Origin of the sequence: Pseudomonas sp. M47T1 (genome assembly GCF_000263855.1) — a bacterium.
GTDB lineage: Bacteria > Pseudomonadota > Gammaproteobacteria > Pseudomonadales > Pseudomonadaceae > Aquipseudomonas.
On the sequence record NZ_AJWX01000030.1, the window covers coordinates 66884 to 76554 of the forward strand.

Genomic DNA, 9671 nt, shown 5'->3' on the forward strand with positions numbered 1-9671 from the left:
AATGGATCCATTGAAACAAACATCATTGACATGGAATGAAATATTGGCGATTAATGGATCCATATAAAAACAAAAGCCTGGCCTGGAGATCGCTCATGTTCCCGAAAAATACCTGGTACGTTGCCTGCACCCCCGACGAACTCGCCCCCGGCCCGTTGGGCCGGCAGATCTGCGGTGAGTCAATGGTGTTCTACCGTAACGGCAGTGGCCAGGTGGCCGCCCTGGAAGACTTCTGCCCGCATCGTGGTGCGCCGTTATCCCTGGGGCGAGTAGTCGATGGGCAACTAGTGTGTGGTTATCACGGCCTGGTGATGGGGTGCGATGGCAAGGTACAGTCCATGCCCGGTCAGCGAGTCGCCAGCTTTCCGCTGACGCGCACCTTTGCCTGCGTGGAGCGCCATGGCTTCATCTGGGTATGGCCCGGCGAGCAAGCCTTGGCCGAGCCAGGCCAGATCCCGCACCTGGAATGGGCGAACAACCCGCAATGGGCCTACGGCGGCGGCCTGTATGAAATCGCCTGCGATTACCGGCTGATGATCGACAACCTCATGGACCTCACCCATGAGACCTACGTGCACGCCAGCAGCATCGGCCAGAAAGAGATCGACGAAGCACTGCCCACTACCACGGTCAACGGTGACGAGGTGGTCACCGCCCGCCACATGCACAACATCATGGCACCGCCGTTCTGGCGCCAGGCGCTACGCGGCAACGGCCTGGCCGATGACGTGCCGGTGGACCGCTGGCAGATCTGCCGCTTCACCCCGCCCAGCCATGTGATGATCGAGGTGGGTGTAGCCCATGCCGGCCTCGGCGGCTACGATGCGCCAGATGCGCACAAGGCCGCGAGCATCGTGGTGGACTTCATCACCCCGCGTACCGAGACCTCAATTTGGTATTTCTGGGGCATGGCCCGGCGCTTCCGCCCAGAGGACCAGGCATTGACCGACACCATCCGCGAGGGCCAGGGGCGCATATTCAGTGAAGACCTGGAGATGCTTGAGCGCCAGCAACGCAACCTGAGCGCGCACCCGGAACGGCGCCTGCTCAAGCTCAAGATCGACGTGGGCGGTGTGCGGGCGCGGCAAGTCATCGACCGGATGATTGATGCCGAGAACAACCTGATTGCGCGCACCGCCTGAGCGCGACGAGCCCCCTATAGCCACTGCCGATAGAGGCCTGCACAGCCTTCGGCAGCGGCTAGGAGGCTACCCGCGCAGCACTTTCATACGTTCGCTGGCGGCGTCGAACACTTCGGCGTAGCGCAGGGTGGCGTTGGCATGTTCGCGCATCAGGGCCTCGGCGCGTGCGCCTTGGCCGCTGGCCAGCGCATCGACGATCGAATGATGCTGCATGTGGGCATAGTTGAACCGGCGGTATTCACGCGCCAGGTCACCGCAGTCCACCGCCAGCGCCGTCACCGAGGCAAACGGCAAATGGTCGTTGCGCGCCAGGGCATCGGCAATGGCCGGGTTGTTGCTGGCCTGCACGATGACCTGGTGAAAGCGCATGTTGAGGTCGTGGTAGGCGTGCAAGTCATCCTCGCTGACGTGTCCTTTGTCGAACAGCACATCACCTTCCATCAGGCACTGGCGCAAGGTATCCAACTGCGCGGCATCCAGACCGTTCTCGGCCGCCTGGCGCGCGGCCAATCCTTCCAGTACGCCGCGCACCTCCACGGCGCCGGCGATGTCCTGCGCACTGACACTGCGCACCTGGTATCCACGCGCGCCGTGCTGCACCAGCAAGCCTTCCTGCTCCAGGGTGCGAAAGGCAATGCGTACCGGCGTGCGTGAGACTCCAAGCGCCTCTGAGACGGCCACCTCGAACACTCGCTCGCCAGCCGCCAACTCCCCTGCCGCAATCATCTTGCGCAACGCAATCAATACCCTTTGTCCGGGCTTACTCATGAACAGTCTTCCATTATTGGATCCCGGCCATGATAAACCAGATCAGAGCGGATCCTGTGGCAAGCGTACTTGTTGTTTGGTGGCGGCGAATATCGACCAGCTGGACATGAACAGCGCCGCAATCAAAGGCCCGATCACAAAGCCGTTGAGGCCGAACACCGCCAGGCCGCCCAGGGTCGAGACCAGGATCAGGTAGTCGGGCATGCGTGTGTCCTTGCCGACCACAATGGGGCGCAACACGTTATCGACCATGCCGATGACCAACAGCCCGTAACCGGTGAGCAAGGCCCCTTGCCACATGGACCCGTTAAGCAGGAAAAACGCTGCCACCGGCGCCCACACCACCCCCGCGCCGACCGCAGGCAGCAACGACATGAACGCCATCACCACCGCCCACAGCAAGGCGCTGGGAATGTCCAGGAACCAGAAAATCGCCCCGCCCAAGGCGCCTTGCACCACCGCCATCAGTAAGTTGCCCTTGACCGTGGCGCGCACCACCCGGTTGAACTTGAGTTGCAGGCGGCGCTTCTGGTGCTCGGCCAACGGCACCGCGTTGCGTATGCGCCGCACCAGGTCAGGCCCGTCGCGCAGAAAGAAGAACAGCAGGTACAGCATGATGCCGAAGCTGATGATGAAGTCGAACGTACCCTGGCCAAAACTGAACGCCTGGGTGGCCAGGTACTGGCTGCCCTGCATGGCCCACTTGCTGATTTTGTCCCGCAGCCCTTCCAGGTTGCCCATGCCCATGCGGTCGGCCAAATGTTGCAGTGACGCCGGCAGCGCATGCTTGAACTGGGCAATGTAGCCTGCGATATCCAGTTCGCCACTCTCGATGTTCTTGTATAGCCCGGCGCCCTCCTGCACCAGCAGCGCACTGACGATGATCACCGGCAAAATGGCGATCACCAGGCAGATCATCAACGTAGCCAAGGCGCCCAGGTTGCGGCGTCGGTTGAACTTGAGGGTGAGGCGACGTTGCAGTGGCGCGAAGACAATACCGAGAATCACCGCCCAGAAAATCGCCCCGTAAAACGGCAGCATGATCCAGATGAACGCCAGGCTAACCAGGGTCAGCAGCACCATCAGTGCCTTGTGTTGCAGTAGGGTTTCGTTCATGTCCGGTCCATGTGAGTCAACGCAGTGCACTATCAGCACAGGCGTTAGGCAACAGAACCGGAGCGGAGTTTAGCCGCAGGGGTCGATGGCGCGGCGCGGCAGGCCGATGCGCACACGCAGGCCGCCCTGGGGGCTGGCCAGCAATGCCAGGGTACCGCCCCAGGCATCGACGATGTCGCGCACAATGCCCAGGCCCAAGCCATGGCCACTGACCTGCTCGTCCAGGCGCGCGCCGCGGTTGAGCACCTCGTCGCGACGGGCCTGGGGAATGCCCGGCCCATCATCATCAACCTCCAGCACATAGCCGCGCCCGTGCGCCACCAGGGTCAGGCGCACTTCGCTGTCGGCCCATTTGCAGGCGTTGTCCAGCAGGTTGCCCAGCACTTCCAGCAGGTCTTCACGGTCCCACGGCAGCTTCAGGCCCGGTGGCTGATTGCAGATGATAGCCAGTTCCTGGCCGTGGATCATGCGCAGGGTTGCCACCAGCCCGGCCACTTCGGTTTCGCAGTCAAACAGCTGCCCCGGCAGCGCATCCCCGGCCAGGCGCGCACGATTGAGCTCGCGCCCCAGGCGCTGCTCGATCTGTTCCAGTTGCTCGCGCAACGCCTTGGCCAGCTCGCGTTGCCCTGCCAACCGCTCGCCGGCGACCAGGCTGAACAATACCGCCATGGGCGTCTTCAACGCGTGGCCCAGGTTACCCAGCGCGTGACGGGACCGGCTGAGGCTGTCTTCGGTGTGGGCCAGCAAGTGGTTGACCTGGGCCACCAGCGGTTCGAGCTCCACCGGCACCTGGGTGTCGAGCTGCGAGCGCTGGCCCTGCTGCAGTTGGGCGATCTGTTCACGAACGCGCTCCAGCGGTCGCAGCGCGCGCTTTACCGTGAGCCGCTGCAATACCAGGATCAATAACAACGCCACCAGGCCCATGCCCAGGCCGATACGTTGCATGCGCTGGAAACTGTCGCGCACCGGCGTGTAGTCCTGGGCCACACTAATCGACAGGTCATGGCCCAGGCGTCGGTAGTCGGCACGCAGCACCAGCAGCGACTGCCCTTCCGGCCCAAGCGTCAGGCCGGCGTGCAGGCCGGTCGTCTCGGGCAGGGGAAACTCCTGATCCCAGAGCGAGCGGGAGCGCCAATGGCCGTCGCCAAAGTCGACACGAAAATAATGCCCGGAAAACGGTCGTTCGTAGGCCGGGGAAATACGTCGATCATCCAGTTGCAGGCCATTGGGCCCACGCACCAGCGCTACCAGCAGGCTTTCGCTTTCATTGCGCAAGCCTGCCTCCAGGTAGCGTTGCAGCCCCACTTCGAACAGCCACAGGCCCACCTGCGCCACCGCCACGCCCACCACCACCAGCACGGTGATGAGGCCAACACTGAGGCGCCCCTGGATCGACTTCACCCTGCGCCCGTCCCGAACAGATAACCCTGGCCACGGCGGGTTTCGATCACCGCGCGGCCGAGTTTGCGGCGCAGGTGGTTGACGTGCACCTCCAGTACATTGGAGTCGCGCTCGGTTTCACCGTCATACAGGTGTTCGGCCAGGTGCCCCTTGGACAGGATTTGCCCGGGGTGCAACATGAAGTAGCGCAGCAGGCGGAATTCAGCGGCGGTCAGCTGGATGTCGACACCGCCCTGGGTGACACACTGGCGCTGTTCGTCCAGGTGCAGGCCGGCCGCCTGCAAGGTTGGTTGATTGGCCAGGCCACGGGCACGCCGCAGCAGGGCCTGCACGCGCAAGTGCAGCTCCTCGGGGTGGAAGGGTTTGGTCAGGTAGTCGTCGGCGCCGGCCTTGAGCCCCTCTATGCGCTCAGCCCAGGAGCCCCGGGCCGTGAGGATGAGCACTGGGGTGGCCAGGCTTGCACCGCGCCATTGTGCCAGGACATCGAGCCCGGGCAACCCGGGCAGGCCCAGGTCCAGAATGATCAGGTCGTAGGGTTCAACGCTGCCCTGGTAGGCGGCATCGCGTCCGTCCGCCAGCCAGTCCACCGCATAACCCTGCCCCTTCAGGCCGGCCACCAGCTCATCGGCCAGGGGCACATTGTCTTCAACCAGCAACAGGCGCATCAGTCGTCTTCCTTGTCCTTGCGCAGGTGACCGGTGGCGGCCTCCAGCTCGATCTCGCGTACCACGCCGTCGCGGGTCAGCAGTTCGACTTCATAGGTGTAGATACCGTCCTCCTCTTCCAGCTCTGCTTCCAGCAGCTTGGCACCGGGGTAGCGGGCCAGGGCTTTCTGCAGGAGTTGTTCGAGCGGCAGGATCACCCCTGCCTGGCGCAGCTTCAACGCTTCATCCTGCCCCAGGTCGTGGGCGCTGGCAAAGGTACAGCAGGCGGCCAGCGCCAATAGCGGGCCTGGCCGAGTGGTTGCTTTCATCAGGTGTCCTGGTGGTCCTTGAGGATTTCGCCGCTGGCGGCATCCAGTTCCACGTCCCACTCCACACCCTTGGCGTCGCGCAGTTCAACCTGGTACCGGTGCTTGCCGTAGGACTCCTCGAGTTCGGTTTCCTTGACCGTGGCCCCCGGATGACGGGCCAGCGCCGCGGCGTTGAGTTTCTCGAATGACTGGATGGTACCTGCATCGCGCAGGCGCAACGCCTCATCGGGGCCCAGGTCGCGGGCCTGCACGGCGGTGGCGCCAAGGGCCAGGGCAAGGGTGGTGATCAGCGCGGTCAGGTGGTTCATGGCAAGCTCCAATGTCAATCAAGTGTGTTTGTGTGAAGCAGAGGTTATCCGGAGCAACTTAATTGAAGCTGAAATTGAAAGGCCATCATCGTAGCGGATTACGACCGGGTCGTAAGCCGGATGGGGGCAACGCTTCCCGTAGGAAACTTCCAATCGTTACCCCGCTACAAGGCAGGCGGGAAATGCAGTAGATTTGCCTGTCTGTCACGAGGTTCCACATGAGCGCCATCCACATCAAGTCCCCTTCCCTGATCATCAAGGCTGGCCACCGGGCCATGGCCCGGATTCGCGATCATGGCTTGCAGCCCGCCGATGTCGGAACGCTGCCAGGGGCGGCGGGTGGTCCCAAGGCCTTGGGCATACAGGGGCTGGACCTGGCGTTGTTCGGCGACTGGCTGCCCCGGGCCGAACGCGAACGCTCGTTGATTGGTGCCTCTATCGGCTCCTGGCGTTTCGCCAGCGCCTGCCTGCCGGACCCTGTGCACGGCCTGCAAAGGCTGGGGCAGCTCTACAACGAGCAGCGTTTTGCCAAGGGTGTGACCATGGCCGAAGTCAGTCAGAGTTGCCACCGCATGCTCGATGAGCTGCTGCAGGGCCAGGACGCGCGCGTGCTCGACAACCCCCGCTACCGCCTGAACGTGATGGTGGTGCGCAGCCAGGGTCTACTGGCCCAAGACCACCGCGGCCAGCTTGGCCTGGGCCTGGGCTCGGTCATTGCCGACAACCTCATCGGCCGCAGGCGCCTGTCGCGGCATTTCGAACGAGTGATCCTGCATGACCAGCGCCTGGCACCGCCGCTACACCCCCTCACCGATTTCCCCTCGCGCTACCTGCCGCTGAGCATCGGCAACCTGCGTCAGGCATTGCTGGCCTCAGGCTCCATCCCGATGGTGATGGAGGGCGTGCGCGACATTCCCGGTGCAGGCGCCGGCACTTTCCGCGACGGCGGCCTGCTGGACTACCACCTGGACCTGCCCTACAGCGGCGGCGACCTGGTGCTGTACCCGCACTTCACCGACAAGGTCATTCCTGGCTGGTTCGACAAGGCCCTGCCCTGGCGCCGTGGCGACGCCCAGCGCCTGCGCAATGTGATACTGCTGGCGCCCTCGCCGCAGTACCTGGCTCGCCTGCCTCACGGCAAATTGCCCGACCGCAGCGACTTCAAGCGCTTCATGGGTCAGGACAAGGCACGCCAGGACTATTGGCGCACCGCCATGAGTGAGAGCCGGCGCATGGGCGACGAGTTTCTGGACCTGGTGGCAACCGGCAGGCTGAATGATGTGCTGCAGCCCCTCTGACGCCCGGGTCAGGTTACTGGTAGACTAGGCGATTGCATTGGCTTTTTCGGGTTCAAGACACGTGGAAATTTTCAAGGAATTTACTTTCGAATCGGCTCACCGGCTGCCACATGTCCCTGAAGGGCATAAATGCGGTCGCCTGCATGGCCACTCATTCAAGGTCGCCCTGCACCTGACCGGTCCGGTGGACCCTCACACCGGCTGGATCCGCGACTTCTCGGAAATCAAGGCGATCTTCAAGCCGCTGTACGAGCAGTTGGACCACAACTACCTGAATGACATCCCTGGCCTGGAAAACCCAACCAGCGAAGTGCTGGCCAAGTGGATCTGGAACCAGGTCAAGCCTCTGCTGCCAGAGCTGTCCAAGGTGCGCATCCATGAAACCTGCACCAGTGGCTGCGAATACTACGGAGACTGATCGCTTCGGCTGTCTGAAAAAAACCACCCTTGCGGTGGTTTTTTTGTGCCTGGAAGTGCGACAAAAGGTCGCAAGGGTGGTCGGTAATCGCCCATTACCTGGCAGTTGGCCATAAAGCCTGGCGCCGGGGATTCGATATAGAGATAGCGGATCATTCTGACAACAACAATCCAGATGCGCCCTTCTCCCCAGCCGAGAAGGGCGAAGAGTCCGCGCCTGTTCCGATCCCGGGAGTTGATCGCATGTTTCCTCATCTCAGTATTCGCACCAGTATGTGCGCCATCCTGTCATTGTTTGTTGCTGCCCTGCTGTTTTCTACCCTCAGCGCCTGGCGCAATGCCGAGCAAAGTGATACCCAGGTGCAGGAACTGCACCGTACCGCGCTACAGGCCGACCGTCTGAATAACGCCTTGCTGTTGGCCATCCGAACCAGTGCCAACGTGTCCTCGGCGTTCCTGGAGAACCTGGGCGGCCAACCTCAAGCTGCCACGGCGCGGCTGGCGCGCTCGGAAGATATCTGGCGTTCGTCAGCGCAATTGATCGACCATTTCGGCCAGACGCTGGAGCCGCAGAACACTGCCCTAGGCCTGCAACTGGAGCAATCATTCGCCGCCTACGGCAACACCATCGAAGGGCAACGGGCGGCTGCCCGCGCCGGCGACCTGGGCGCCTACTTCAAGGTGAACCAGGATGCCTCGGCAGCCATGGGCCAACTGCAGGAACAGCGCAATGCACTGATGAAGGCGTTGAACGACCGCAGTGAAGCGCTGATGGTGTTGACCGACCAGCGCCTTGGCGAGGCGAAAACCATGGCCGGGTTGTTGCTGGTGATTACCTTGGTACTGGCCGCCTGTTGCTGGACATTCATCGTCGCGCGGGTGTTGCGGCCGCTGAGCCTGGCGGGGCAGCATTTCAAGCGCATCGCCAGTGGTGATTTGCGCGACCCCATTGCCGCCAGCAACCACAATGAAATCGGTGAGCTGTTTACCGAGCTCAGCCGCATGCAGGACAGCCAGCGCGAGACCATTGCCCATATCAGTGCGTCGGCCCAGCAATTGGCCAGCGCCGCGCAACAACTGAGTGCCGTGACCGAAGAGTCCAATCGCGGTGTACAGCAGCAGGACCAGGAGCTGGAGCAAGCGGCCACCGCAGTGACGCAGATGACGACCGCGGTCGAGGAAGTGGCGCGCAATGCCGTATCCACATCACAAGCAGCCGAGGCTTCCAACGCGTTGTCTCAGCAAAGCCGTCAGCAGGTGCAGGACACCATCGACGGCACCCATGCCATGGCTGCGGACATTCAGGGCAGTGCAGAACTGATTCAGACCCTGGCCGGTGAAACGCGCGAGATCGGCAAAGTGCTGGATGTGATTCGCGCTGTGTCCGAACAGACCAATCTGCTGGCCCTGAACGCTGCCATCGAGGCCGCGCGCGCGGGAGAAGCCGGGCGCGGTTTTGCCGTGGTGGCCGACGAGGTACGTACCCTCGCCCACCGAACCCAGCAATCGACCCGGGAAATCGAGCAGATGATCGTACGGCTGCAGAGCGGAACAGAGGCGGCGGTCAACTCCATGCGCTCCAGCACCGAAAAAGCCCAGGTCAACCTTACCTTGACCCAGGCCTGCGGCGATGTGCTAGAGCAGATCTATACGGCCATTGGCGAAATAAACGAACGCAACCTGGTGATTGCCAGCGCAGCCCAAGAGCAATCCCATGTGGCTCGCGAGGTGGACAGCAACTTGATCAACATCCGCAACCTGTCGACCCAATCATCGGAGGGTGCCACTAGGGCCAGCGCGGCGAGTCGTGAGATGACAGCGCTGGCGGGCGAGTTGACGGGGTTGGTGTCGCGGTTCAGGGCTTGATAGCGCGATCCATAGCCGTTGCCGCCGGTACGCCATTTCATAGGCGCTGCCGCCAGGCTGCGACGGCGTGCGCTGCAGGCGTGTGTTCCACATGGCAGCGCTGAAGGTCCTGCGGGCCCGGAAAGACAAAACCCCCACCTGCTTTCGCAAGTGGGGGTTTCGGAATTTAATCTTGACGATGACCTACTCTCACATGGGGAAACCCCACACTACCATCGGCGATGCATCGTTTCACTGCTGAGTTCGGGATGGGATCAGGTGGTTCCAATGCTCTATGGTCGTCAAGAAATTCTGTAGCCAGAAGGTCTTGTTGGACACTCCAGCGAATCGGGTATGTGATGGTTGTGAGTTGCAAACTTTCGGTTCATGTCATCTTCACACC

10 protein-coding genes and 1 rRNA gene are annotated in these 9671 nt (G+C 62.4%); 4 read left to right on the forward strand and 7 right to left on the reverse strand.

What is annotated here, in order from left to right; all coding sequences use genetic code 11:
* The first annotated feature begins 95 nt into the window (after window positions 1-95).
* Entirely contained in the window at window positions 96-1142 is a 1047-nt protein-coding gene (locus PMM47T1_RS24350; protein ID WP_008374013.1) for an aromatic ring-hydroxylating oxygenase subunit alpha, read from the forward strand.
* A gap of 66 nt (window positions 1143-1208) precedes the next feature.
* On the opposite strand, the gene PMM47T1_RS24355 is transcribed toward PMM47T1_RS24350, so the two are convergent.
* From PMM47T1_RS24355 to PMM47T1_RS24380, 6 genes are all read right to left on the reverse strand, one after another.
* Window positions 1209-1910: a GntR family transcriptional regulator gene (locus PMM47T1_RS24355; RefSeq protein ID WP_008374016.1), complete on the reverse strand. Its 702-nt coding sequence runs from the start codon at window positions 1908-1910 to the stop codon at window positions 1209-1211.
* Window positions 1911-1952: 42 nt separating this feature from the next.
* The gene (locus tag PMM47T1_RS24360; RefSeq protein WP_008374018.1) at window positions 1953-3026 is read right to left on the reverse strand and encodes an AI-2E family transporter; all 1074 of its coding nucleotides are present in this window, start codon (window positions 3024-3026) and stop codon (window positions 1953-1955) included.
* A 69-nt stretch (window positions 3027-3095) separates the two neighbouring features.
* Complete coding sequence (locus PMM47T1_RS24365; protein ID WP_008374020.1) at window positions 3096-4427, reverse strand: sensor histidine kinase; 1332 nt, start codon at window positions 4425-4427, stop codon at window positions 3096-3098.
* Window positions 4424-5092: a response regulator transcription factor gene (locus PMM47T1_RS24370; RefSeq protein WP_008374022.1), complete on the reverse strand. Its 669-nt coding sequence runs from the start codon at window positions 5090-5092 to the stop codon at window positions 4424-4426. The genes PMM47T1_RS24365 and PMM47T1_RS24370 overlap by 4 nt, the downstream gene beginning before the upstream one ends.
* Entirely contained in the window at window positions 5092-5400 is a 309-nt protein-coding gene (locus tag PMM47T1_RS24375; protein WP_008374024.1) for a PepSY domain-containing protein, read from the reverse strand. The genes PMM47T1_RS24370 and PMM47T1_RS24375 overlap by 1 nt, the downstream gene beginning before the upstream one ends.
* A complete protein-coding gene (locus PMM47T1_RS24380; protein WP_008374026.1) occupies window positions 5400-5708 on the reverse strand; it encodes a PepSY domain-containing protein in 309 nt (102 codons plus the stop codon). Before PMM47T1_RS24380 ends, PMM47T1_RS24375 begins: the two co-directional genes overlap by 1 nt.
* A 218-nt stretch (window positions 5709-5926) precedes the next feature.
* On the opposite strand from PMM47T1_RS24380, the gene PMM47T1_RS24385 reads away from it, so the two are divergent.
* The 3 genes from PMM47T1_RS24385 to PMM47T1_RS24395 all read left to right on the forward strand — a co-directional run bounded on the left by PMM47T1_RS24385 (window position 5927) and on the right by PMM47T1_RS24395 (window position 9289).
* Entirely contained in the window at window positions 5927-7006 is a 1080-nt protein-coding gene (locus PMM47T1_RS24385; RefSeq protein ID WP_008374028.1) for a hypothetical protein, read from the forward strand.
* Window positions 7007-7067: 61 nt separating this feature from the next.
* Window positions 7068-7424 (forward strand): 6-carboxytetrahydropterin synthase QueD, encoded by a 357-nt coding sequence (gene queD / locus PMM47T1_RS24390; protein WP_008374030.1) that lies wholly within the window; start codon window positions 7068-7070, stop codon window positions 7422-7424.
* Window positions 7425-7666: 242 nt separating this feature from the next.
* Window positions 7667-9289, forward strand: a complete 1623-nt coding sequence (locus PMM47T1_RS24395; RefSeq protein ID WP_008374032.1) for a methyl-accepting chemotaxis protein — start codon at window positions 7667-7669, stop codon at window positions 9287-9289.
* A gap of 170 nt (window positions 9290-9459) precedes the next feature.
* On the opposite strand, the gene rrf is transcribed toward PMM47T1_RS24395, so the two are convergent.
* Window positions 9460-9575: ribosomal RNA gene (gene rrf, locus PMM47T1_RS24400) — 5S ribosomal RNA — on the reverse strand.
* Window positions 9576-9671: the final 96 nt, after the last annotated feature.